The organism is Microbacterium luticellae (assembly GCF_050408645.1).
Classification (GTDB): domain Bacteria; phylum Actinomycetota; class Actinomycetes; order Actinomycetales; family Microbacteriaceae; genus Microbacterium.
On the sequence record NZ_JBNTKE010000001.1, the window covers coordinates 225,987 to 249,319 of the forward strand.

Annotated in this window: 21 protein-coding genes and 1 tRNA gene; 11 read left to right on the forward strand and 11 right to left on the reverse strand. The window is 59.2% G+C overall.

The features are described from left to right. Window positions 1–53 precede the first annotated feature (53 nt). From dusB to dnaG, 3 genes are read left to right on the forward strand one after another with little or no spacing between them, the layout of a single operon-like run. Window positions 54–1,244, forward strand: a complete 1,191-nt coding sequence (gene dusB, locus ACQUSW_RS01105) for a tRNA dihydrouridine synthase DusB (RefSeq protein ID WP_428930448.1) — start codon at window positions 54–56, stop codon at window positions 1,242–1,244. Continuing rightward, window positions 1,234–2,565, forward strand: a complete 1,332-nt coding sequence (locus ACQUSW_RS01110) for a deoxyguanosinetriphosphate triphosphohydrolase (RefSeq protein ID WP_428930449.1) — start codon at window positions 1,234–1,236, stop codon at window positions 2,563–2,565. The genes dusB and ACQUSW_RS01110 overlap by 11 nt, the downstream gene beginning before the upstream one ends. After that, window positions 2,565–4,445 carry a DNA primase gene (gene dnaG / locus ACQUSW_RS01115; RefSeq protein WP_428930450.1) on the forward strand — a complete coding sequence of 627 codons (1,881 nt, stop codon included), beginning with the start codon at window positions 2,565–2,567 and terminating at the stop codon, window positions 4,443–4,445. The genes ACQUSW_RS01110 and dnaG overlap by 1 nt, the downstream gene beginning before the upstream one ends. Window positions 4,446–4,539: 94 nt before the next feature. On the opposite strand, the gene ACQUSW_RS01120 is transcribed toward dnaG, so the two are convergent. The 4 genes from ACQUSW_RS01120 to def all read right to left on the reverse strand — a co-directional run bounded on the left by ACQUSW_RS01120 (window position 4,540) and on the right by def (window position 7,087). Continuing rightward, a tRNA-Asn gene (locus tag ACQUSW_RS01120) sits at window positions 4,540–4,611 on the reverse strand. Between the two features lie 73 nt (window positions 4,612–4,684). Continuing rightward, the gene (locus ACQUSW_RS01125) at window positions 4,685–5,467 is read right to left on the reverse strand and encodes an ATP-binding cassette domain-containing protein (RefSeq protein ID WP_428930451.1); all 783 of its coding nucleotides are present in this window, start codon (window positions 5,465–5,467) and stop codon (window positions 4,685–4,687) included. Between the two features lie 59 nt (window positions 5,468–5,526). Then, a complete protein-coding gene (locus ACQUSW_RS01130) occupies window positions 5,527–6,513 on the reverse strand; it encodes a diaminopimelate dehydrogenase (RefSeq protein ID WP_428930452.1) in 987 nt (328 codons plus the stop codon). 7 nt (window positions 6,514–6,520) lie between these two features. Next, window positions 6,521–7,087: a peptide deformylase gene (gene def / locus ACQUSW_RS01135; RefSeq protein WP_428930453.1), complete on the reverse strand. Its 567-nt coding sequence runs from the start codon at window positions 7,085–7,087 to the stop codon at window positions 6,521–6,523. Window positions 7,088–7,133: 46 nt separating this feature from the next. On the opposite strand from def, the gene ACQUSW_RS01140 reads away from it, so the two are divergent. Continuing rightward, window positions 7,134–8,195 carry a DMT family transporter gene (locus ACQUSW_RS01140; protein ID WP_428931246.1) on the forward strand — a complete coding sequence of 354 codons (1,062 nt, stop codon included), beginning with the start codon at window positions 7,134–7,136 and terminating at the stop codon, window positions 8,193–8,195. Between the two features lie 68 nt (window positions 8,196–8,263). Here ACQUSW_RS01140 and pgl read toward each other — a convergent pair whose 3' ends face one another. From pgl to tkt, 5 genes are all read right to left on the reverse strand, one after another. Continuing rightward, entirely contained in the window at window positions 8,264–9,043 is a 780-nt protein-coding gene (gene pgl / locus ACQUSW_RS01145; RefSeq protein ID WP_428930454.1) for a 6-phosphogluconolactonase, read from the reverse strand. 5 nt (window positions 9,044–9,048) lie between these two features. Next, a complete protein-coding gene (locus ACQUSW_RS01150; RefSeq protein ID WP_428930455.1) occupies window positions 9,049–9,984 on the reverse strand; it encodes a glucose-6-phosphate dehydrogenase assembly protein OpcA in 936 nt (311 codons plus the stop codon). Further along, window positions 9,981–11,528 carry a glucose-6-phosphate dehydrogenase gene (gene zwf / locus ACQUSW_RS01155; protein WP_428930456.1) on the reverse strand — a complete coding sequence of 516 codons (1,548 nt, stop codon included), beginning with the start codon at window positions 11,526–11,528 and terminating at the stop codon, window positions 9,981–9,983. Before zwf ends, ACQUSW_RS01150 begins: the two co-directional genes overlap by 4 nt. 77 nt (window positions 11,529–11,605) lie before the next feature. After that, window positions 11,606–12,718: a transaldolase gene (tal, locus tag ACQUSW_RS01160; RefSeq protein WP_428930457.1), complete on the reverse strand. Its 1,113-nt coding sequence runs from the start codon at window positions 12,716–12,718 to the stop codon at window positions 11,606–11,608. Beyond that, entirely contained in the window at window positions 12,715–14,811 is a 2,097-nt protein-coding gene (gene tkt, locus ACQUSW_RS01165; RefSeq protein WP_428930458.1) for a transketolase, read from the reverse strand. The genes tal and tkt overlap by 4 nt, the downstream gene beginning before the upstream one ends. Window positions 14,812–15,058: 247 nt before the next feature. On the opposite strand from tkt, the gene ACQUSW_RS01170 reads away from it, so the two are divergent. After that, window positions 15,059–15,964 (forward strand): heme o synthase, encoded by a 906-nt coding sequence (locus ACQUSW_RS01170; protein WP_428931247.1) that lies wholly within the window; start codon window positions 15,059–15,061, stop codon window positions 15,962–15,964. Here ACQUSW_RS01170 and ACQUSW_RS01175 read toward each other — a convergent pair. Further along, window positions 15,927–16,922, reverse strand: coding sequence for a COX15/CtaA family protein (locus ACQUSW_RS01175; protein ID WP_428930459.1), 996 nt, complete (start codon window positions 16,920–16,922; stop codon window positions 15,927–15,929). The two genes, ACQUSW_RS01170 and ACQUSW_RS01175, sit on opposite strands and share 38 nt — an antisense overlap. 259 nt (window positions 16,923–17,181) lie before the next feature. Here ACQUSW_RS01175 and sufB point away from each other — a divergent pair, with 259 nt between their 5' ends. From sufB to ACQUSW_RS01205, 6 genes are all read left to right on the forward strand, one after another. Then, window positions 17,182–18,600, forward strand: a complete 1,419-nt coding sequence (gene sufB / locus ACQUSW_RS01180) for a Fe-S cluster assembly protein SufB (protein WP_428930460.1) — start codon at window positions 17,182–17,184, stop codon at window positions 18,598–18,600. Next, a complete protein-coding gene (sufD, locus tag ACQUSW_RS01185; RefSeq protein WP_428930461.1) occupies window positions 18,601–19,800 on the forward strand; it encodes a Fe-S cluster assembly protein SufD in 1,200 nt (399 codons plus the stop codon). It begins immediately after the preceding gene. Then, window positions 19,797–20,123, forward strand: coding sequence for a non-heme iron oxygenase ferredoxin subunit (locus tag ACQUSW_RS01190; protein WP_428930462.1), 327 nt, complete (start codon window positions 19,797–19,799; stop codon window positions 20,121–20,123). Before sufD ends, ACQUSW_RS01190 begins: the two co-directional genes overlap by 4 nt. Further along, complete coding sequence (gene sufC / locus ACQUSW_RS01195; RefSeq protein WP_428930463.1) at window positions 20,124–20,894, forward strand: Fe-S cluster assembly ATPase SufC; 771 nt, start codon at window positions 20,124–20,126, stop codon at window positions 20,892–20,894. Window positions 20,895–20,903: 9 nt separating this feature from the next. Beyond that, complete coding sequence (locus ACQUSW_RS01200) at window positions 20,904–21,233, forward strand: metal-sulfur cluster assembly factor (RefSeq protein WP_428930464.1); 330 nt, start codon at window positions 20,904–20,906, stop codon at window positions 21,231–21,233. A 94-nt stretch (window positions 21,234–21,327) separates the two neighbouring features. Continuing rightward, window positions 21,328–22,698 (forward strand): MFS transporter, encoded by a 1,371-nt coding sequence (locus ACQUSW_RS01205; protein ID WP_428930465.1) that lies wholly within the window; start codon window positions 21,328–21,330, stop codon window positions 22,696–22,698. Here ACQUSW_RS01205 and ACQUSW_RS01210 read toward each other — a convergent pair. Continuing rightward, a complete protein-coding gene (locus tag ACQUSW_RS01210; RefSeq protein ID WP_428930466.1) occupies window positions 22,695–23,288 on the reverse strand; it encodes a TetR family transcriptional regulator in 594 nt (197 codons plus the stop codon). The genes ACQUSW_RS01205 and ACQUSW_RS01210 overlap by 4 nt on opposite strands. Window positions 23,289–23,333: the final 45 nt, after the last annotated feature.

Genomic DNA, 23,333 nt, shown 5'->3' on the forward strand with positions numbered 1-23,333 from the left:
CAGCCTAGGTGGATAGCGCACTATCCGCGCCGGGATCTGGGAGAATAGAGGCGATGACCACTGCAAGCACCCTCGACAAGCCCACGCTCAACACGCCACCGCAACCACTGCGCTTGGGCAACCTTACGATCGATGTACCGGTCGTGCTCGCGCCCATGGCCGGTATTACCAACACCGCATTTCGTCGGCTGTGTCGTGAGTATGGCGCGGGGCTCTACGTGAGCGAGATGATTACGTCACGGGCGCTAGTGGAACGCAACGAGATCACGATGCGGCTTATTCAGCACCATGAGAGCGAAACCCCTCGGTCGATCCAGCTCTACGGGGTCGACCCCACGACAATTGCCGAGGCGGTGCGCATCATCGTGGCAGAAGATCATGCTGACCACATCGACTTGAATTTCGGATGCCCCGTGCCCAAGGTCACTCGCAAGGGTGGGGGAGCAGCACTCCCGTGGAAGACCGGCCTGTTTGCCGATATTGTGACGCAGGCTGTACAGGCCGCCGATGGTGTTCCCCTCACCGTCAAAATGCGCAAGGGAATTAGCGACGATCACCTGACTTTCATTGATGCCGGCAAAGCAGCCGAAGACGCGGGCGCGGCAGCGGTGGCACTGCACGCTCGCACGTCGGCGCAATATTATTCGGGCCATGCTGACTGGAGCGCCATAGGTGAACTGAAACAGGCTGTCACATCGATTCCCGTGCTCGGCAACGGCGATATCTGGAGCGCCGACGACGCCGTTCGCATGATGGAACAGACCGGCTGCGATGGTGTTGTTGTCGGCCGGGGTTGTTTGGGTAGGCCCTGGTTGTTCGGCGACCTCGCGGCAGCTCTCGACCCCGCAGGTCAGCGAGAGGCATCCGGTGTCGACGCCACCCTGGGTTTTGTTGCGCAGGCGTTTCGCCGCCACGCAGAACTTCTCGTCGAATTTTTTGATGATGAAGACCGCGGCTGCAAAGACATCCGCAAGCACGTCGCCTGGTACTTCAAGGGTTATCCGGTCGGCGGCGACACACGAGCGGCACTAGCCCGGTCAGAGAGTCTTGCCCAGATCGACGATCTGCTGGCCGACCTGGAGTGGGATGCCCCGTATCCGGGAGCAGCAGCAGAGGGGCAGCGCGGACGCGCTGGTTCGCCCAAGCGCACAATCCTGCCGCACGGCTGGCTCGATTCCCGCGACGTTAACGCCGATGCCTCAGAGATGTTGCAAGAAGCGGAGATCGACAACGATGGAGGCTAATGGCGCGCGCCGTGAACGGTCAGATGGCTACGACCACAACGACACGGCACGATTTATGAGCGAGACTCACCGCTCGGAACGCGATGATTTTGCGCGCGATCGCGCCCGAGTTTTACACTCAGCGGCACTGCGTCGACTCGCGGCCAAAACTCAGGTGCTCAGCCCGGCAAACGCCGCCGACTTCGCCCGCAACAGGCTCACTCATTCGCTCGAGGTCGCACAGGTTGGCCGAGAACTGGCCACACGGTTGCAACTTTCGCCCGACATCGTCGATACCGCGTGTTTGGGGCACGACCTGGGTCATCCGCCGTTCGGGCACAACGGTGAACGTGCGTTGAACGACTGGGCACGTGACATCGGTGGTTTTGAAGGAAACGCGCAGAGCCTGCGAATCCTTTCGCGGCTCGAGCCGAAAGTGACCGACAACGCTGGCAATAGCGTCGGGCTCAACCTGACCAGAGCCAGCCTCGACGCGGTCTGTAAATACCCGTGGGGAAGCACGGATGCTGTTGACGATCCCGGCGGTCGGGCGAAATTCGGCGTGTATCCCGATGATGCCGAGGTGTTTCAATGGATGCGTCGCGACGCACCCGTCGGTGTGCTCTGTGTCGAAGCCGAGGTTATGGACCTCTCAGACGATATTGCGTACTCCGTTCACGACTTTGAAGACGCCGTGACCAACGGCTACCTCAACCCTGCCCGCATGAGCGACCCCGACGAGCACGAAGCGCTGGTGGTGGCAATCCGGCAGTGGGTGGGCGAAGAGTTCTCGCACGAAGAACTTGCTGCAGCGCTCGACCGCCTGTTACAGCTACCGCTGTGGCTCAAGGAATACAGTGGCAGCCGCGCGCACCTGGCGCAGTTAAAAAACCTCACCTCAGAGCTCATTGGTCGTTTTGCCAGCGCAGCCACCACAGCAACCCGGGCAGCCTATGCCGGGGCGCAACTGACCAGGTATCGAGCACACGTGGTGGTTCCGCGAGAAATTGAAACAGAGATCGCCGTGCTGAAAGGCACAATCGGCGCAACGGTTGTGACGATTGATGATCGCAGAGAGGTCTACGAAGAACAGCGCCGTGTACTCACCCGCCTTGCAGATGCGATCTGGGAGCGCGGCGCTGCAGGCTGCGACGCCGCCTTTGCGCTCGACTTTGCCGCTGCTGACTCCGACGCCGCACGGCAGCGGGTTGTTGTTGACCAGGTGGCGAGCCTGACCGATCAGGTTGCAGTCGAATGGCACCGCCGGCTCATCGGTGAGGTCGATGCCGTTGCTATCGGCGTATGGCCCTCACAACTGGGAACAACCCGCGGGGCGAACTAATGGCACGCATTCGTCAGGCCGACGTCGAAGAAGTCAAGGCGCGCACCAATATCGCCGACATCATCGGAGAACGAGTCGCACTAAAGTCAGCGGGCATTGGTTCTATGAAGGGCCTGTGCCCTTTTCACGACGAAAAGACCCCGAGCTTTCATGTGCGACCGCAGGTGGGCTTTTACCACTGCTTCGGATGCGGGGCATCCGGCGATGTTTACACTTTCTTGCGTGAAATCGACCACATGAGCTTCGCCGAATCGGTGGAGCGGCTAGCCGGACGCATCGGGTACACCCTGCACTACGAAGAAGGAGCAGGTCCAGCTCCCGAAAGCACCGGAAGAAGCAGGCTCTTTGCCGCTAACTCTGCCGCAGCAGACTATTTTCGCCAACAGTTACTGAGCCCCGAAGCAGAAATCGCCCGCCGATTTCTCGGCGAGCGAGGTTTCGACGCCGGAGCGGCCGCACACTTCGGTGTCGGCTACGCGCCTCAGGGGTGGAACACCATGCTCGACGCGCTGACAAAACAGGGATTCACTCGCGACGAGCTTTCTACCGCCGGGCTCGTATCGACGGGACAGCGCGGCGTTTACGACCGGTTTCGCGGACGCCTCGTATGGCCCATTCGCGACGTCACAGGGCAAACCATTGGCTTCGGGGCCCGCCGACTCTACGACGAAGATCAAGGCCCCAAATATCTCAACACTCCCGAAACCCCGATCTACCGCAAGAATCAGGTTCTTTACGGGCTTGACCTCGCCAAGCGCGACATCGCCCGTAGCGAGCCACGGCGCGTGGTCATTGTTGAGGGTTATACCGACGTTATGGCCTGTCATCTTGCTGGAGTGACCACGGCTATTGCCACGTGCGGCACGGCTTTCGGAACCGAACACATTAAAGTGCTACGGCGAGTGATGGGAGACGATTCCACCTCGGGCGAAGTTATTTTCACGTTCGACGGTGACGAGGCAGGGCAAAAGGCAGCGCTTCGGGCATTCGCCGAAGAAGACCGCTTTACCGCACAAACCTTTGTTGCCGTCGCGCCCGAAGGGCTGGACCCCTGTGACCTTCGCCTTCAGCGCGGCGACAACGCGGTCCAGGGCCTTCTTGACACCAAGGTGCCACTGTTTGAGTTTGTCATCGACCGACGCATCGCCCCCTACGATCTCGCAACGGTAGAAGGGCGAGTCGGGGCTTTACGAGCGGCAGCACCCGTTGTTGCCGAGATTCGCGACCGACTTCTGCGTCCCGAGTATGAGCGTGTCCTCGCCCGCAGACTGGGTATCGACCCGGTCGATGTGCACCACGAGGTGCGTCGCCGCAGGGGCCAGTCAAAACATTCGCCTAACCGCGCAGCGCACACCCCTACGTCAGTCGCTCCACAGCAGCATCCGGATGCCGAAGCCACACCGGTGGCGCCCCCGGCAGTAACACTCGCACAACTACCGGTCAACGCCGAGTCTGTGCTGGAGCGCCAAGCGCTTATGGGTGTGCTGCAATATGGTCACCGTATCGATGCCGAACTTTTGGCCAAAGCACTGGCCGAGCCGTTTCACACTCCCGCTCTCGAAGCCGTGCGTGATGCTGTGGCTGCCGCAAACGATAAGAGCCGACCAGGATGGGCACTGCAAGCGATCGAGAGCGTGCGTGAGCCGTATCGGGCTCTCGCCGGTGAACTACTCATGTCACCGTTCCCAGCGCGCGACGAGGAATCGGCTGCGCACTCGGCCGAGTCTCTCACTCGACGACTCGTTGTGCGCAGCCTAGAACGCGAAAAGCAAGAACTGCTCGGCGCTGTGCAACGCGTACCCGCCGACTCGCCGGGGGGTCGCGCGCTGCGCGTGCGACTGCGCGATCTCGACCGCGAGCGACAGCAGTTTGCCATTTAATCAGCTGCGACCCACGTGAGGCCGATAAAGCCGACGGCGACCAGGGGAGAGGAAGAGAAAAGCCTTCAGACACGTAGTACTGAAGGCTAATTTGCTCCCCCGGTTGGACTCGAACCAACAACCTATCGGTTAACAGCCGATTGCTCTGCCATTGAGCTACAGGGGAATGTGCCCGCCGTGCAGGCAACTCGTTTAGCTTAGCAAATTCTGGCGCAGATGCGGCATCCGGCAGCGTCTGTCTAAGTTCCCGCGCGTGTCGGTATCGACGCCGTATTCGGTGTCCACCGAACCTGTTCCTCTGTGGCATGGCCAATGACGTGACCGTTATGCATGACAAACGACTCAGAAGCCAAACTGATGAACTGCTCCGGGTCATTACTGAGAATAAGAGCAGCCATACCGTGGCCTTCTTGGCGCCGCACGATAGCGTCAATCACGATGGGGCGAACATCAATATCAAGGTTCGACAGCAGCCCGTCAGCAATCAGCAGATGCGGGTCAAGAATAAGCGCACGCGCAATCGCGACTCGCTGTCTCATGCCCGAACTCAGTTCATACGGAAACTTTGCTGCTGTACCCAGCGATAGACGAAGCTCATCCAGTAAAGACACCACACGCAACTGCAGCGCCTTCATATTTACACGACGCTGTCGCTGCATAATGGGCTCGGCAACCAAATCATGCACCGTACGATCGGCATCAAGCCGCGCACCTGCGTTTTGCGGAAGATACCCTGAAAGCGCCTCCAGCTCTCGCCGCCGACGCCCCGGATGCCGCGCTGATATACCGTGCACGAGCGCATCGCCACCAACAATACGAACAGTGGAATCTGCTCGGCCCGCAAGCGCTGCTGCCAGGGAAGATTTACCGGAACCCGCCGCACCACTGATGCCAATGATGCGGCGTGCCTGCAACGTAAACGTTATGCCGTCGACGGCGCGGACCGTGCCACTGCGGCCGACCCGATCAACCACAAGATCATCACACTGAATGATTGGGGGCGGGGGTGCGTCTTCGAGCATAGATCTATCTTGCCTGACCACCGGCAGCCATCCAAGGTGTGGTTTTCACGGGCCAGCTATTACAACAGTCGGGCACGGAGCTGTTCGGCCGATTCGGGGGAGAGGAGTCCTGGAGCAATGTCGAACGGTGTCTTTGCTCCATAGTCTCCTGCAGCGGCCAGCCTTGCAGCTGCCCGTGCATAGGCCACGAGAACACTGGCGGTGAACTCAGGATTCGACTCGAGCGCGAGTCGAAACTCAACCGTCTGCTGGGTTCCCGGCGATGATTCTCCGCTACGAATAACAAAACCGCCGTGGGGAACCCCGGCATGGTCGCGAGCAAGCTCTTCGGCCGAAATAAAGTGCACGGTGGTGTCGTAGGGTTCGAAGTAGTCAGGCATAGTGACAATGGCTTCGCGCACCTCATCAGCGTTGGCACCCTCTGCTAACACGACGAAGCACTCTCGTGTGTGCTTGTCTCGTGTCGACAATGTCGGTTGCTCTCCCGCACGTACCTGTTCGATGGCCGACTCGGATGGCAGCGTGTACTGTACACCCGCAGCAACACCCGGTACACGGCGGACCGCATCCGAGTGTCCCTGGCTCAAACCACGACCCCAAAATGTGTAGGTTTCGCCCTGGGGAACGACACTTTCACCGAGCAGTCGCAGCACCGAGAACAGACCGGGATCCCACCCGGTCGAGATAACGGCTGTTGTTTTGCCGGCACGGGCGGCTTCGTCGACAGCACCAAAGTGTTCCGGTATCTTCGCGTGGGTGTCAAAGCTGTCGACGATTGTAAAGGTTGATGCCAGCTGTGGGCTTTGTACGGGCAGATCAGATTTCGAGCCACCACAGATCACCACGACGTCAATTTCATCGTGAAAATCATGCAGTTGGGCGAGAGAATATACTTTCGTTTCGTCGTTGATCGGCGTTACCTGCGCCGGTTCACGACGGGTAAATACACCAACGAGAGACATGTCGCTAGTGCTATCGATGGCTCGTTCGACACCGCGACCAAGGTTGCCGTAGCCGACGATTGCTATCCGGATGTTTGCCGCCATTAAAAACTTATCCTTCCAGATTATCTACGCCGGGCGTCCAGCTGAGACCGGGTACTCCCCAGCGACGCTTACGGGAAATTTTTTGGGCCGTTCGCCAGTCGTTTTCGCCCAGCCGATCGATATACAAAATTCCGTCAAGATGATCAAACTCGTGCTGCATGATGCGGGCACGCCAGCCATCCACGTCAATCCGTACCTCGTCACCGTCGAGGTCGATGCCTGTCACAACCACACGGTCGGCACGGCGCAGCGGAAAACGCTCGCCAGGAAACGACAGGCATCCTTCTGACTCTTCATCCGGGTCGGGCTCACCGGGAACAGGCGGGGTCATGAGCAGTTGGGGGTTGATAATTACTCCGCGCCAGGGTTGATCGTCGTCGTCAACGTACGAATATGTATAGATGCGCAGCCCCACGCCGACCTGGGGGGCGGCCAAGCCTACGCCGGGAGCAGCATCCATCGTTTCGTACATATCGGCGATGAGAATGCGAATATCATCGTTAATTTCAGAGACAGGGTCAGCAGGCGCGTGTAATACAGGGTCGCCCATTATTCGAATCGGAAGCACAGCCACGCACTAACACTACTCGGACAGCTTGTGCCGGTAATCTCAGAGTGTGATGTCGATCGTGGGGGCGAGCTTGACTGTGCCCGGTGAAGTGGGCGATGAACTAGTCGGGGCGTTTCGCAACCCCGGCATTCTTTTGGGCATTCCTCTCGCCCTCGCCGGTGCCGTGTTTATGTCACTGGGCGCCCAGTACCAGCACCGCGGAGTCGGCAAAGTAGAAAGAATTAGCGGCGAATCAGCGACAAAGGGACTCTCGGCCACGCAGATAAAGAATCTGCTTCGGCGACCCTCGTGGGTAATCGGCACGATCATGTTGGGATTAGCGATTGTGTGCCAGTTGGCAGCGTTATCGCAGGCACCGTTGATTGTCGTGCAGCCGCTGGGAGCGGTCGCACTCGTCATCACAACCTTGTTGAACTGGCATATTTCGGGCCATGCCCCCACCGGCAAATCGCTAGCCTCGATCATCGCGTGCGTTGGCGGAATATTTGTTTTTGTCACCCTCGCCGCTCTGTTTGCCACCGAAAAAAACATTACGGAGCGTGAACTTTTCGTCGTGCTGGTGATCCTGCTCGTGGTGATCATTCTTTTAGGCGCAGCGTGGCTTCTGCTGCGACACAAGATGACTGCGCTGTTTTATATCACTGGCGCCGGTATTCTCTACGGCTTTGTCGCCACGCTCGCCAAGGTCGTTATTAAACGTTTGCAGTCAGGAGAAATCGGCTGGGTGCTGATCGTGTGCGTGCTCGCACTCATCGCTGCCGCTGCGGTCGGGGCCTACTTTGTTCAGACCGCCTATAGCTCTGGGCCGCCCGATCTCGTGATTGCGGGGCTTACAGTGGTTGACCCGCTCATCGCAGTACTCATTGGAATCATCGTGCTGGGTGAGGCCGCCCGTGCACCGTGGAGTGTCATGGTTGCCTTCGCTCTCGTGGGCGCGGTGGCAGTGTGGGGCGTGGTCACACTGGCGAGGTATCACCCACAGGTGGTGAGCGAAAGTACCGAGCTTCCCATTACTCGCGGCAGCACACCATCGACTCCGCCACAACGACCCGCAGCGCCACAGACTGACCCTGTGCAGCGTCACGAAGAGTTTCCGCCCTACAACGAATAAAGCCAGGATTTCGGATGCTGGTCGTGTGCTGCATCCGAAACCCTGGCTCGTGAATTGTGGTCGAGTGCCTAGTAGTTCGGGTCGATCAGCTCGGGCGGAACCTCGGCCGCCGCAGCCTCATCAACAAAAAATACGGTGCGCTTACGACCCTTGGCTCCCGCTGCCGGAACACTGGTGTAGCTGGCTCCCGCGAGTGCGAGTCCGAGTGCCGGTGCTTTGTCTGCACCCGTGAGCACGAGCCACACACGCTTCGATGCATTAATTACCGGACGGGTCAGTGTCACTCGCTCGGGAGGCGGCTTGGGCGACTCCCGCACAGGCAAAGCCGCCGCATCGGTAACATTCACCTCTGCCCGGTCAGGGAAAAGCGAAGCGACGTGGCCGTCGGGGCCAACACCTAAGAAGCACACAGCGAAAGAGGGCCACTGTTGGTCGCCCTCACCGAACTGAGCGAGCTCAGCCGCATAAGCACGAGCTGCTTCGTCAAGGCTGACACCGGAATCGGCAGCGGCGATCTCGTGGATGTTTTCTTGCGGGATGTCGAGATGGTTCAGAAAAGCCTCGCGCGCTGGTACCGCGTTACGCTCGGGATCATCGGCATTGAGAAATCGTTCGTCTCCCCACCAGAAGTGCACGAGCGACCAGTCGACATTGTGGACGTCTGGAAGGCGCAAAACTTGTGCGAGCACGCGCGCACCCATGGATCCGCCCGTAAGACAGATGTGTGCTTGCCGACCGTTCGAAACCCGTGCGCGAACACGAGTCAAGAAACGCTCGGCCACCTGGAGGGCAACAGCGTCTGGATCGGCACCGATCACAACACGCTTGGCAGTGGCATCATTCGTCATACTTGTCACCCTACCGACTCCGTGGGCGAGACCTGCTCCCAACCCTCGGTAATCACACGACCGTAGAGAACATCGGGATCCAATCGCCGGAGTTCTTCTGCGAGGCACTCCCGCAGCGTGCGGCGCGGCAGATGCAGCTCATGGTCGGGCTGGCCAGGCTGGGTGAGCACCGCGAGATCGGGGGAGTGACGCTCCAGCAGAATGTCGCCACTTGCTCGGGTGAGTCGCACCGACTTAATCCCGTCTTTCCACTCACCAAGGTCTTCAAACGACCAGCGCACGGGAACACGCAGCGCTAGCCGCAACCAACCTGCCAGCAGTGCGGTCGACGGCGAGGTCGCTGAGCCACGCACTTCCACAGCCGTCACTGACTCGTAGGGAGGCTGGTCCAACACAGCGGCCAACTGTTCACGCCAGTGCGTCAGACGCGTCCACGCCAGGTCTGTGTCTCCCGGGGCATGCGTTCGCCCGAGCAGCGCCAGACGGTCACGGACATCCGGTGATGTCGCTGCATCCGTAATACGCCGCTGGGCGATGCGACCGATCGGCGATGACGCCGGATCAGTAGGGGCTTGTTCGGGCCACCACGCGACAACCGGTGCATCCGGAAGCAGCAGCCCCGTAACGAGACTCTCCTGGTTGCTTGCTGCCTCACCATAGGCACGCAGCACCACAACATCACTGGCTCCTGCGTCTCCGCCCACGCGGATCTGCGCATCAAGGCGAGGTTCTCCCTCGCCCGTCGTAAGAACGATCACACGCATGGGGTGCTCGCGAGAGGCATCGTTAGCCGCATCGATTGCTGCCTCGGCAACACCGTTACGCGCCGAGATAACGAGCGTTAACACTCGCCCGAGGGCAACAGCGCCGCCCTCTTCGCGTACTTTAACGAGTTGCTTAGCAACCTGGCTGACGGTTGTGTCCGGTAGATCAATAATCATGGGCGTCTCCACACTCGTCCGTCGCGGGCAAGGAGGGCATCAGCAGACGCCGGCCCCCACGACCCGGGTGCGTACTGTTCAATTGCTCCTGACTGGTTCTCCCAATACTGCTCAATGGGGTCGAGAATCTTCCACGACAATTCGACCTCTTCGTGGCGAGGGAACAGTGGCGGATCGCCCAAGAGCACGTCGAGAATAAGGCGCTCGTAGGCCTCAGGGCTGGCTTCAGTAAAGGCATGCCCGTAACCGAAGTCCATCGTGACGTCGCGAACATCAGCCGCGGTTCCAGGAACCTTGGAGCCAAATCGAATCGTGACACCCTCATCGGGCTGCACTCGAATGACCAGCGCATTCTGACCGAGCTCGGTTGTTTGGTCGCCACCGAACAACAGTTGTGGCGCCCGTTTGAACACCACCGCGATCTCTGTCACGCGGCGCCCCAGGCGCTTGCCTGTGCGCAGGTAGAACGGCACATCCGCCCATCGTCGAGTACCGATTTCGAGCTTGATTGCCGCGTAGGTTTCTGTACGCGACTGCGGATCCATTCCGTCTTCGTCAAGGAACCCGGTCACCTTGTCGCCGCCCTGCCAACCCCCGGCATACTGGCCGCGTGCAGTGGCCTGCGAGAGGTCAGCGGGAAGTTTGACGGCAGCAAGCACCTTCTCTTTTTCTGCCCTTAAATCAGCGGCTGAAAATGAAATTGGTTCTTCCATGGCTGTCAGTGCCAAGAGCTGTAAAAGGTGGTTTTGGATGACGTCTCGCGCTGCGCCGATGCCGTCGTAGTAACCGGCTCGGCCGCCGACACCGATATCTTCGGCCATCGTGATCTGTACGTGATCCACGTAGTTGCGGTTCCAAATCGGTTCGTAGAGCTCATTAGCGAACCGCAGCGCGAGGATGTTTTGTACCGTCTCTTTGCCGAGGTAGTGGTCGATACGGAAGATCGAGTCGGCAGGGAAGGTTGATTCCAGTGTTTCGTTGAGCGCCCGAGCAGATGCTAGGTCGTGACCGAATGGTTTTTCGATGACCACACGACGCCAGCAGTCGTCGCTGTTTTCGTCGGCGACAAGACCCGACTCGCGTAATTGACGTGCAACGGTAGGAAAGTCCTTCGGCGGAATCGACAGGTAGAACGCATGGTTGCCCATGGTGCCGCGTTCGACATCGAGCTTCTCTACCGTGTCGCGCAGGCGACGGAAAGCATCGGCGTCGCCGAACTCACCGGAGACAAAGCGAATGCCCTGAAGAAGCTGTTTCCAGGTCTCTTCGCGAAACGGTGTACGGGCGTGCTGTTTTACGGCCTCATAAACAACCTGGGCGAATTCTTGGTCTTCCCAGTCGCGGCGGGCAAACCCGACGAGAGCAAATCCGGGAGGTAGGAGGCCGCGGTTAGCAAGGTCATAGACCGCGGGCATGAGCTTTTTGCGAGAAAGGTCGCCGGTAACACCGAAGATGACCAGTGCACTGGGGCCGGCAATGCGGCTCAGACGACGATCAGCAGGATCGCGGAGCGGGTTGTGACCGCGGGAGATGGGGACGGGCATGGGGAAGGGTGTCTCCTACATGTGAATTCCGGTGTCGGCCCCATCAGCAAGATGCGGCCGACACCGGAAGAACGTGTTTAGCGGCGGGCGTCGAGGCCTGCCGATACCTGACCAAGAAGGTCGTGCCACGAGTCGATGAACTTCGCGACCCCTTCGTCTTCGAGAACCTGCGTTACATCGGCAAAATCAACACCGACTTCGGCAAGGCCATCAAACACGGCGCGGGCTTCGTCGTAACCGCCGGTGATCGTGTCACCGGTGACCGTGCCGTGGTCAAACGTCGCTTCGAGCGTCTTTTCTGGCATGGTATTGACGACCCCGTCTGCCACGAGCTCCGTAACGTACAGGGTGTCCGGCAGCGCCGGGTCTTTCACTCCCGTCGATGCCCACAGTGGACGCTGAACGTTGGCCCCGGCGTCAAGAAGTGCCCGGGCACGCTCGGTCGCAAAAGATTTCTCAAACAGTTCGTAGGCCAACCGGGCATTAGCAAGCCCGGCCTTGCTACGCAGCGCCGTGGCTTTGTCGCTCCCGATAGCTTCCAAACGCTTATCTGTTTCGGTGTCTACCCGAGAAACAAAGAACGACGCAACCGAGTGAATCGTCGACAGGTCGATCCCTGCATCGCGAGCCTTTTCTAGACCCGACAGATAAGCCTCAATAACCTCTGCATACCGTTCGAGACTAAAAATCAGTGTCACGTTGACGCTGATGCCGGCGGCAGTTGCCTCTTCGATGGCAGGAAGACCGGCCTTGGTGGCAGGCACCTTGACCAGGAGATTGGGGCGATTAATCGTTTCCCACAGCTGCTTAGCCTGAGCGACGGTGCCTTCGGTGTCGTGCGCAAGGTCGGGAGAAACCTCGATCGAAACGCGACCGTCAACGTGGTTAGTGCGCTCCCATACCGGGCGGAAGACATCGAGTGCATTGCCGACGTCTTGCGTCGTCGCAGCAAACACAGCTTCTTCGGCTGTGGCACCCGACTTCGCGAGCTGTTCGACCTGCTCGTCATACGACGTGTCGTTCGCGTCTGTCAGAGCGTTGGCAAAAATGGTCGGGTTTGTCGTGACGCCGACGACATCGCGCTGCTGGATGAGGTCGGCCAGGTTGCCCGACTCAATACGGCGTCGCGAGAGGTCGTCGAGCCAGATGCTGACGCCGGCGGCACTGAGTTGTGCGGTGGGGGTACTCATGCGTTCTCCTTCAGGGTCTCGCGAGCCGCCTCAACGACGGCTTCGGCGGTGATGCCAAACTTTTCAAACAGGGTCTTGTAATCGGCCGATGCACCAAAGTGGTCAATACCTACAACACGACCAGCGTCCCCAACAATTCCCTGCCAGCTGAGAGTCGATCCGGCTTCTACGGCCACACGTGCCCGGATGCTTCGGGGCAGAACAGCTTCGCGGTACTCGGCATCCTGCTCAGCAAACCATTCGAGAGAGGGTGCAGAAACAACACGCGCCTGTACGCCCTCTGCGGCCAGCGTCTCGCGAGCAGAGAGTGCGAGCTGCACCTCAGAGCCGGTGGCGATCAGAATAACGTCGGGGTTGCCATTGGCCGCTTCGGCCAGCACATATGCTCCCTTGGCGACGTGTTTTGCCGAGGCCAGCTCATTGCCGGATGCTGCGTCGCTGCCACGTTCGAACACGGGAATGTTCTGTCGTGTCAGCGCAATACCGGTAGGGCCACCGCGGCGACGCAAGATTTCAAGCCATGCCGCTGCGGTTTCGTTGGCATCGGCGGGGCGAACCATTGTCATGTTGGGGATTGCGCGCAGCGAGGCAAGCTGCTCGATCGGCTGGTGCGTAGGCCCATCTTCACCGAGCGCAACGGAGTCGTGCGTCCACACGAAAATGCTGGGAACGTTCATGAGTGCGGCCAGACGCACAGCCGGACGCATGTAGTCGCTGAAGATCAAGAAGGTGCCACCGAACGCGCGGGTGTTACCGTGCAGCACAATGCCGTTGACGATCGCGCCCATCGCGTGTTCGCGAATACCAAAGTGAAGTACGCGGCCGTAACGGTTGCCCTGCCATTCGCTGGTTGACCACTCTTCGGGTACAAACGATGCAGCACTCTTAATGGTGGTGAGGTTCGACTCCGCGAGGTCGGCGGAACCGCCCCAGAGTTCGGGCATGTGCTCGGCGAGAGCGTTAATGACCTGGCCGGATGCTGCACGCGTTGAGACGTCTTTACCAGCCTCGAACACGGGCAGCGACTCTTCGATACCGGTCGGAAGTTCGCCGGATTCAACACGGTCCAGAAGCGCCTTGCGCTCAGGGTTAGCCTGAGCCCATGCGTCGAACGACTTCTGCCACTGTGCGCGATCCTGTTCGGCGCGCTCGGCGAGCGCACGCGTGTGCGCGATGACGTCGTCGGCAACGACAAAGTGCTCTTCTGGGTCGAATCCAAGAACCTTCTTCGTTGCGGCGAGCTCGTCAGCACCCAGAGCCGAGCCGTGAATCTTCCCGGTGTTCTGTTTATTGGGGGCAGGCCAACCGATAATAGTTTTCAGAATGATGAGTGAAGGCTTTGATGTTTCCTTCTTGGCCTCTTCGATGGCTGCATAAAGCTCGGCAACGTCTTCGACGTACTCGCCGGTCTTCTTCCAGTCAACCTCAAGAACCTGCCAGCCATACGACTCGTACCGCGCGGCGACGTCTTCACTGAAGGCGATGTTTGTGTCATCTTCGATCGAAATCTGGTTCGAGTCGTAAATGGTGATGAGGTTGCCCAGCTGCTGATGACCGGCGAGCGACGAGGCTTCAGAGGTCACACCCTCCTGCAGGTCGCCATCACCGGCAACAACGTAGACAAAGTGGTCAAAGGGACTGGCGCCTGCAGCAGCATCCGGATCAAAAAGTCCCCGTTCGTACCGCGCTGCGTAGGCGAAGCCCACAGCAGAAGCGAGCCCCTGGCCCAGCGGTCCGGTGGTGATTTCTACACCCTTGGTGTGGCCGTACTCAGGGTGACCCGGTGTACGCGAGTCCCACGTGCGCAGTGCTTCTAAGTCGTCGAGTTCGAGACCGAAACCACCGAGGTAAAGCTGCACGTACTGGGTGAGTGAGGAGTGCCCCACCGAGAGGATGAAGCGGTCGCGGCCCAGCCAATCGGTGTCGCGGGGGTCATGGCGCATGACGCGCTGGTAGAGCAGGTAAGCCAGGGGAGCGAGGCTCATAGCTGTTCCGGGGTGACCGTTACCGACCTTCTCAACGGCATCGGCGGCGAGGATACGGGCCGTATCTACCGCACGGCGGTCGATCTCATCCCACTGGAGTTCTGACACGGGCATGGCCTTTCTGACGCTGGGAAAGCGCGCCCGTGGTGTGTTGCTTGCGCGTTCCGCTTCGTCACGGACAAGGGGCGCACAGATGCGGCGCCGGGCGCGCGAGTGAGTTTCAGCATAGTGCGGGTGGCGCCTAGATGGCACCTCCAGCGGCATATGTCGTCATTCGGATCTTGTATCGCTGGGATGACTTAGAATGAGCGGTGGTTATTAATTGGTGTTTGAGGAGGCGATCGGCATCTCGACGATTCGGCAGTCGGTGAAAGCAGATCGTTCGCTTTCGACGACGATCAAGGGCTATGTTGCACTAACTAAGCCGCGTGTCATGGAGCTTTTGCTCGTTTCCACTGTTCCTGTCATGTTTTTGGCGGAGCGCGGAATGCCTAATCTATGGCTTGTTTTCGTCACAGTGCTCGGCGGCGCGCTCAGCGCCGGGTCGGCGGCAACGTTCAATATGTATCTGGATCGAGACATCGACCGACACATGCATCGCACGCTGAATCGCCCGCTTGTGACGGGAGAAGTTTCTGACCGTGGCGCCCTGGTTTTTGCCTGGGTTCTTGCCGTGCTTTCCACGGCAGTGCTGGTGGCCTTTACGAACCTGCTGACTGCTGGGCTGTCGGTTCTTGCGATTTTCTTCTACGTCGTCATCTACACGATGATTCTGAAGCGGCGCACCGAACAAAACATCATCTGGGGAGGTATTGCCGGATGCTTCCCTGTGCTCATTGGCTGGGCAGCCGTGACCGGATCCCTCGACTGGCCGCCGTTTATTTTGTTCGTCGTTATCTTCCTGTGGACGCCACCGCATTACTGGCCGCTGTCGATGAAGTACAGCGACGATTACGCCGATGTTGACGTACCGATGCTGGGTGCCACGCGCTCACCCGTACAGGTGGGCTTGCAGATCATTCTTTACGCGTGGGCAACCATCGTATGCTCGCTGCTGCTGATTCCGGTGGGCCACATGGGACTCACGTACACAATCTCGGCCGTTGTTTTCGGTGGCTGGTTCCTGTACGAGTCCCACCGTCTCTACAACCAGGCAGTGCGGGGCCGTCAGGCGAAACCGATGCGCGTATTCCACGCATCGATCACCTACCTGACCCTGCTGTTTATTGCCGTTGCAGTTGATCCTCTGCTGCCGTTCTAACAGTCCGAATGGTCGTGTGTGCCTGTGCCGCACGCATCATGACCACGAGATAGACCGCAGCCGATAGAGCGGCCAGTACCATGTGCGTGCCAACGAGCAGCGCCGGCAGACCGTGACGAGCCTGGAGCACGCCCACAACAATCTGTACGGCAACCAGAGCGGCTACTGTTGCTACCCACCCGCGTAGCGGCAGCTGCTGCACGAGGGCGACGGCCAACATCACGATGAGCAGGGCAACAAGTGCGTACCCTGGCCACGAGTGCACGTGCGCCATGAACGTGGCATCAAATCCGTTACGGATAACGTTATCGTCGCCAGAATGCGGGCCGGATGCTGTTGTGAGAACTCCGAACAGCACCGTGACCGCCATCGGCACAGCGGTGATGTATACCAGCATCCGAAACCAGCGCGGAGCACCGTGAACCGCGGCCGGTTCGGGATACACCCGCACGAGGAAAGCGGCGGTGACGCAGACCAAAATAAGCGATGCTGTGTAGTGGAAGCCGACAATGAACGGATTGAGCCCCGTCCACACCGTGACTCCGCCAACAATGGCCTGAGCGATTACCCCAACGACAACGGTCACTGCCAGTGCATGAAGATCGGGGCGTGACCGCCGAAAGCGAACGACGAGCAGATAGACAGCCAGTGCCAACAAGCCGACCACACCCGTGACCGTGCGGTTTCCAAACTCGATCAGTCCGTGATACCCCTGCTCGGGTGTGGGGACTAAAGAGTCGGGAGTGCACAGCGGCCACTCCGAGCAGCCCAGACCAGAACCCGTAAGGCGAACGGCGCCTCCTGTGCCAATAATGAGCACTTCGGCGGCAAAGGAAAACCACGCGAAGACGATGAGCGGCTTGCCGATTGATGTGGGAAGCCGCTGCCATAGATCGCGAAAGAACAGCTGAATGCGCTGCAGTGTGCCGTGTCGCTGGGCAGATGTGGTGGCGTGCATGAGTCCTCCGGTTCACGCCTGTGCTCACTGATGCTTCCTCAACACTTTGGGGATGCTCACCCGGAGGTCAGGGGGAACCTGTAGAATCGGATTGTTGGGATTCGCGCGCATTCGGCGCGAGAATCATCACCAACAGTCTAGACGCGAGGAACGCGTCGTGAGAGGGCCCACCAGCGGCACTCCTTCCCTTGAAAACTCGACGGGGGTCAGGCGTGCTGGGGCGGATGAAACCGTTGCGGCCCGATAAGGAGAGTGTGTGATGTCGGAAGTGCTGATCGACCGCCCCGAACTCGACAGTCTGGGGGTGTACGAATTCGGCTGGCACGATCCCGATGCTGCGGGCGCTAGTGCAAAGCGTGGCCTCAGTGAGGCCGTCGTCCGTGACATCTCCGGTTTGAAGAATGAACCGGAATGGATGCTGAAAACTCGTTTGAAGGGGCTTCAGCTTTTTGATCGTAAACCCATGCCTACATGGGGAGCAGATCTCAGCGACATTGATTTTGACAACATCAAATACTTTGTGCGCTCTACTGAGAAACAGGCTCAGTCTTGGGAAGATCTTCCCGACGACATTAAAAATACTTATGAACGGCTGGGCATTCCTGAAGCAGAACGCCAAAGGCTCGTTGCCGGTGTTGCTGCTCAGTATGAATCCGAGGTCGTGTACCACCAGATTCGCGAAGATCTGGAACAGCAGGGAGTTCTCTTCCTCGACACCGATACTGCACTGCGCGAGCATCCGGAATTCTTTGAAGAGTATTTCGGAACAGTTATTCCAGCGGGAGACAACAAGTTCGCTGCACTAAACACCGCCGTGTGGTCGGGTGGTTCGTTCGTGTATGTCCCCAAGGGCGTGCATGTAGAAATTCCTCTCCAGGCGTACTTCCGTATCAACACGGAAAACATGGGACAGTTCGAACGCACCCTGATCATTGCCGATGAAGACAGCTATGTGCACTACATCGAAGGCTGCACGGCTCCGATCTACAAGAGCGATTCGCTGCACTCAGCGGTCGTCGAGATCATCGTAAAGAAGAATGCACGTGTTCGTTACACAACCATTCAAAACTGGTCGAACAACGTCTACAACCTGGTTACCAAGCGAGCCGTTGCTCACGAGGGTGCAACCATGGAGTGGGTCGACGGCAACATCGGCTCGAAGGTCACCATGAAGTACCCGTCGATTTTCTTGACGGGTGAACATGCCAAGGGTGAAACGCTGTCGGTGGCCTTTGCCGGACCCGGCCAGCACCAGGATGCCGGCGCCAAAATGGTTCACATGGCCCCCTACACGCAGTCGTCAATTGTCTCGAAGTCGATTGCACGGGGTGGCGGCCGCACGGGTTACCGCGGCGAAATACGCGTGGAGCCCAACGCCCACCACTCGGCGAACTCCGTCGTGTGTGACGCCCTACTGGTCGACACCATTTCGCGTTCCGATACCTACCCGGCCATCGACATCCGTGTTGATGATGTTGAGCTTGGCCACGAGGCAACCGTCTCGAAGGTGAGCGAAGAGCAGCTGTTCTACCTTCAGTCTCGCGGTGTTCCCGAAGACGAAGCGATGGCGATGATCGTTCGAGGATTCATCGAACCGATCGCGCGCGAGCTTCCGATGGAATACGCAATGGAATTGAACAAGCTCATCGAGATGGGTATGGAAGGATCGGTCGGCTAAATGACGGCCTCGACAACAGCGTCGGTTCAGACCGACGAGAATAAGCACGCCCACGTAGACCCGGCAGCTCAGCTGCACGACACTTCATTTGTGCCGGTGCAGACCCGCTCGGAGCGCCCGCGTTCCTTCGTTCCCGAAGACTTTGGTCATCCGCACGGGCGCGAAGTCAACTGGAAGCACACCCCGGTCGACAAGCTCACCGCGCTGTTCGCACCCGCGGAACCCAATAACGGGGTTGCGCTCAGCTTGAGCGACCAAAAATATGTCGCTGAGGGCCTAGAAATCGGTGCTGCACCGCGGGGAGAGTTCTTTGTCCCCGAAGATATCGTTGGCGCAGTTGCATGGCAGGGAGCCCAGCAGGCTCTGCACGTGCAAATCCCGCAGAACGAGACTGTTGAGCAGCCCCTGCTTTTGACCGTGACAGGTCAGGGCGGTCGCGCTGATGGCCACCTGGTCATCGAAGCTCTGCCCAACAGTTCGGCGACGATTATTCTCCGCCACACCGGAACAGCACAGTACGCACAGAACGTCGAGATTCTCGTGCGTGACGGCGCCCGGTTGAAGGTCGTCACCGTGCAGGAGTGGGACGACGATGCTCAGCATGTTTCGGCTCACCAAGCACGTGTTGATCGCGATGCATTCCTCGAACACTTTGTCGTGAGTTTTGGTGGCGGCATCGTTCGTGTCAACACGAACATGGAGCTCTCGGGCTCTGGCTCGCACGGCCGTCTCTACGGCCTGTCGTACGGAGACACCGGTCAGCACCTGGAGAGCCAGGTGTACATGTACCACAAGGGTGCCTACACGAATGGTGACGTTCTCTATAAGGGTGCGCTCCAGGGTAAAACAGCCCGCAGTGTGTGGATTGGCGATGTTCTCATCGGCCGCGAAGCCGTCGGAACCGACTCCTATGAGGCCAACCGTAACCTTCTGTTGACCGAGGGTGCCCGAGCTGATTCGATTCCTAACCTCGAAATTGAAACCGGCGACATCGCGGGTGCAGGCCACGCCAGTGCCACGGGTCGCTTTGACGAAGAGCAGCTGTTTTATCTGCAGGCCCGCGGTATTCCCGAAGCAGAAGCACGCCGTTTGGTGGTTTTGGGCTTCCTGACCGAGGTAGTGCAGAAACTGGCTCTGCCCGAACTCGAGGCAGAACTGACAGCAGCGATCGAGGCTGAACTGGCGGAGGTAGACGCATGAGTCAGCATCGCGCCTGCGGCGCGAGTGAACTCGAGCAAGACACCCCGCTGCGCGTGGTTCTTGACGATGTGCCTATCGCCATTGTCAAAGACTCCGCGGGAGAAATCCACGCGATTGGTGATACCTGCACCCACGGCGAAGTCTCGCTTTCTGAGGGTTTTGTTGAAGACGACACGTTGGAATGCTGGGCACATGGCTCACAGTTCTCACTCCGTACCGGCAAACCCCTTAACCTCCCTGCTTACGAGCCCGTCCCGGTTTATGTTGTTGAAATCAACGGCGACGACGTGCTCATTGATCCCACAGTGACAAAGGAAATTTGAATGTCTGTTCTCGAAATCCGTGACCTGCATGTGACGGTCGAGACGGATGCCGGAACCACTCCGATTCTTAACGGCATCGATCTCACCATCAACACGGGCGAAACCCACGCGATCATGGGCCCCAACGGCTCTGGAAAGTCCACCCTCGCTTACACGATTGCTGGTCACCCCAAGTACACCGTCGCCAGCGGCTCCATCACCTTTGACGGTGAAGACGTACTCGAAATGAGCGTTGATGAGCGTGCACGCGCCGGACTCTTCCTCGCTATGCAGTACCCGGTGGAAATTCCTGGCGTTACCGTCACGAACTTCTTGCGTACGGCCAAGACCGCGATCGACGGCGAAGCACCCTCCGTGCGGCAGTGGATGAAGGATGTCCGCAGCGCTATGGACAACCTGCGCATGGACCCCAAGTTCGCCCAGCGCAACGTGAATGAGGGTTTCTCCGGTGGAGAGAAGAAGCGCCACGAGATTCTGCAGCTTGAGGTTTTGAAGCCGAAGTTTGCTGTTCTTGACGAGACCGACTCAGGTCTCGATGTTGATGCGCTCAAGGTCGTCTCTGAAGGAGTCAACCGCGCGAAAGCCGACACTAACCTTGGCGTACTGCTCATCACGCACTACACGCGAATTCTCCGCTACATTAAGCCCGACTTCGTGCACGTCATCGTGGGCGGACGCATCGTCGAAGAAGGCGGCCCCGAACTGGCCGAACGACTCGAAGAAGAAGGCTATGACCGCTTTGCGGCCCCAGCCGTGGGTGCAGAGGCGTAAGCTGGCGCTATGACGGCAACACTGACTGCTGAGAGATACGAAGAGGTCACCGAGGCCCTGAAAGACGTGATGGACCCAGAACTGGGAATCAACGTTGTCGATCTCGGTCTCATTTACGACCTCTCGTGGGATGACGAAAACGACGCCCTCGTCGTTCATATGACGCTCACCAGCGCTGGTTGCCCGTTGACAGATGTCATCGAGGAGCAAACAGCGCAGGCTCTTGACGCCGTGGTAGAACAGTTCCGCATCAACTGGGTGTGGATGCCTCCATGGGGTCCTGAGCGCATCACCGACGACGGTCGTGACCAAATGCGCGCCCTCGGGTTCGCCATCTAGTCGCCACCGACATATGAGGCCCGCATCCGGCTTTCGGATGCGGGCCTCAGCATTCCGTATTACCGCAGCACCCGAACCGGCAGAGGACGCCGCAGTGAGCACATTCCCCAGCGCCGACCAGCGCGAGACTATTTGGTCGCCGCACCTGCGCTGGATCACCGCCGGAGCCGTCGCCCTCATATTTTTGGCGGCGACAGAGGCACTCGCTGTCACGACCGTGATGCCGATTGTGGCCGCCGACCTCCACGGTGAAGCGCTCTATGCCCTGGCCTTTGCCGGGACGCTCGCCACCAGCGTTATCGGAATGGTCGCGGTGGGCGCCCTGTGTGATCGCATCGGTCCTCGAAAGCCGCTCTATGCTGCGGTGACGCTGTTCTTCATTGGCTTGTTGCTCGCAGGCTTTGCCACGTCTATGCCGCTGCTCATTGCCGGAAGGCTCGTGCAGGGCTTGGGCGCCGGCGGACAAACCGTGGCGCTCTATGTTGTCGTCGCGCGGGTATACCCACCAGTTCTGCACGGACGTGTTTTCGCCGCTTTCGCAGCGGCATGGGTTGTTCCCTCGATGGTTGGTCCTTTCCTGGCCGGGGCCGTTGCACAGTATTTGCACTGGCGCTGGGCATTCTTGGGCGTGGCGATTCTTACGGCGATCGCGTTCCTTACGATCGCCATTCGGCTCTCTCATATTGATTTAGGCGGGGGAGACCCGACGGCAGGCAGCTCTCTTCTGCTGCGTCTTATGTTTGCCGTACTGGTCTCGGTAGGCGCCGTGATTATCGGGATCACGCCAGAGTTACCACCAGCATCCGGGTGGCCTATTGCAGCTTTAGGAGCGGCGTTTATTGTGTGGGGCATAAGGCCCCTGGTACCGCGCGGCACACTGCGAGCAGCTCGCGGGCTACCCAGCGTTGTACTCATGCGCGGAATCGTTGCGGGATCATTCTTTGCCGGCGAGGCTTATATTCCGTACCTGCTGATGGAGAACTTTGATTTTACGCCGACCTGGGCAGGCCTTGCTCTGACGGCCGCTGCTCTGTCATGGGCGACGGGCTCAGCGCTTCAGGGTCGCTATGGCGATCGCTGGAGCAGTCGAGGCATGGCGACCGTGAGCATTGTGTTGGTTCTCGTGGCCATAGGTTCGGTGCTGTGGTGTGCAGTGACGCTGACGGCACCGTGGGTCTTAGTCATTGGCTGGGGGATAGGCGGCGGAGGAATGGGGCTCATTTACCCGCGGCTGACTGTGCTCACACTGGCATATTCACTACCGCAGGAGCAGGGTTTCAACTCGGCCGCGCTCACTATTTCTGATGCAGCGGGGTCGTCAGCAACGATCGCGCTTGCCGGTCTCGTCGCTCTGAGCATGCCGCAGGTGGGTAACGGTTTTGGCGCTGTCTATATTTTTGCCGCAATCGTAGCGCTGGTGGCTTTTGTGCCGGGCTTGCGTTTGCAGAAACCGCTAGAACCCTAAACAGATAGGCGAGAGCTAGAGGCGCCGAGAGTCATAGCTCGGATTCCTGTATCGAAGACGGTGGTTTCTGGCGCTGAGTGATCGTGCGTACCGGCCTCGGCAGCAGCGCCATAGCTTTCTGCGTGCATGCGTTGCTGCACAAGTGTCGTGTGCCCGAGGATGAATTCAAATAGTGCGGCTGCGAGTTCATTCGCAGCGTCTATGTCTGTGCCGAGTGCTGTGACGAGAGCACCGTGCGCCCGCACGGCGCCGTGGCGTAACGCTCGTGAGCTTAAGACCAATTCTGCGCCGTCGCGATACGCCAAGAGGGCGTCGCGAATGCTGTGAGCGGTCGTATACACACGGTCTTCGGGTGTTGCTGCCTGGGCCTCGGGCACGACACCTTCGAGTATGCGGTCGGCAATTGCGCCGAGCAGTTCTTGCTTATTCGTGAAGTGCCAGTACAGGGCACTGGGCTGCACGTGCAGGGTGGCGGCAAGACGCCGCATAGACAGGTCGGCAAGACCCACTTCGTCGAGCAGGGTGAGCGCTGCCGTGACGACAGCAGCTCGATCGTGACGCTGTGGAGCAAAGTTGCGACCAGAAGTCATAGTCTGAGTATACTGAACACCGTTCACCTGAACGTCGTTCAGGAC

Coding starts and splice junctions, on each gene's coding strand:
- ACQUSW_RS01130 (WP_428930452.1), bottom strand. CDS start 6,513: ATGGCGGCAAACATCCGGATAGCAATCGTCGGCTACGGCAACCTTGGT.
- ACQUSW_RS01200 (WP_428930464.1), top strand. CDS start 20,904: ATGACGGCAACACTGACTGCTGAGAGATACGAAGAGGTCACCGAGGCC.
- ACQUSW_RS01190 (WP_428930462.1), top strand. CDS start 19,797: ATGAGTCAGCATCGCGCCTGCGGCGCGAGTGAACTCGAGCAAGACACC.
- ACQUSW_RS01125 (WP_428930451.1), bottom strand. CDS start 5,467: ATGCTCGAAGACGCACCCCCGCCCCCAATCATTCAGTGTGATGATCTT.
- ACQUSW_RS01150 (WP_428930455.1), bottom strand. CDS start 9,984: ATGATTATTGATCTACCGGACACAACCGTCAGCCAGGTTGCTAAGCAA.
- dnaG (WP_428930450.1), top strand. CDS start 2,565: ATGGCACGCATTCGTCAGGCCGACGTCGAAGAAGTCAAGGCGCGCACC.
- zwf (WP_428930456.1), bottom strand. CDS start 11,528: ATGCCCGTCCCCATCTCCCGCGGTCACAACCCGCTCCGCGATCCTGCT.
- sufB (WP_428930460.1), top strand. CDS start 17,182: ATGTCGGAAGTGCTGATCGACCGCCCCGAACTCGACAGTCTGGGGGTG.
- tal (WP_428930457.1), bottom strand. CDS start 12,718: ATGAGTACCCCCACCGCACAACTCAGTGCCGCCGGCGTCAGCATCTGG.
- ACQUSW_RS01210 (WP_428930466.1), bottom strand. CDS start 23,288: ATGACTTCTGGTCGCAACTTTGCTCCACAGCGTCACGATCGAGCTGCT.
- ACQUSW_RS01175 (WP_428930459.1), bottom strand. CDS start 16,922: ATGCACGCCACCACATCTGCCCAGCGACACGGCACACTGCAGCGCATT.
- dusB (WP_428930448.1), top strand. CDS start 54: ATGACCACTGCAAGCACCCTCGACAAGCCCACGCTCAACACGCCACCG.
- sufC (WP_428930463.1), top strand. CDS start 20,124: ATGTCTGTTCTCGAAATCCGTGACCTGCATGTGACGGTCGAGACGGAT.
- sufD (WP_428930461.1), top strand. CDS start 18,601: ATGACGGCCTCGACAACAGCGTCGGTTCAGACCGACGAGAATAAGCAC.
- ACQUSW_RS01140 (WP_428931246.1), top strand. CDS start 7,134: ATGTCGATCGTGGGGGCGAGCTTGACTGTGCCCGGTGAAGTGGGCGAT.
- pgl (WP_428930454.1), bottom strand. CDS start 9,043: ATGACGAATGATGCCACTGCCAAGCGTGTTGTGATCGGTGCCGATCCA.
- ACQUSW_RS01110 (WP_428930449.1), top strand. CDS start 1,234: ATGGAGGCTAATGGCGCGCGCCGTGAACGGTCAGATGGCTACGACCAC.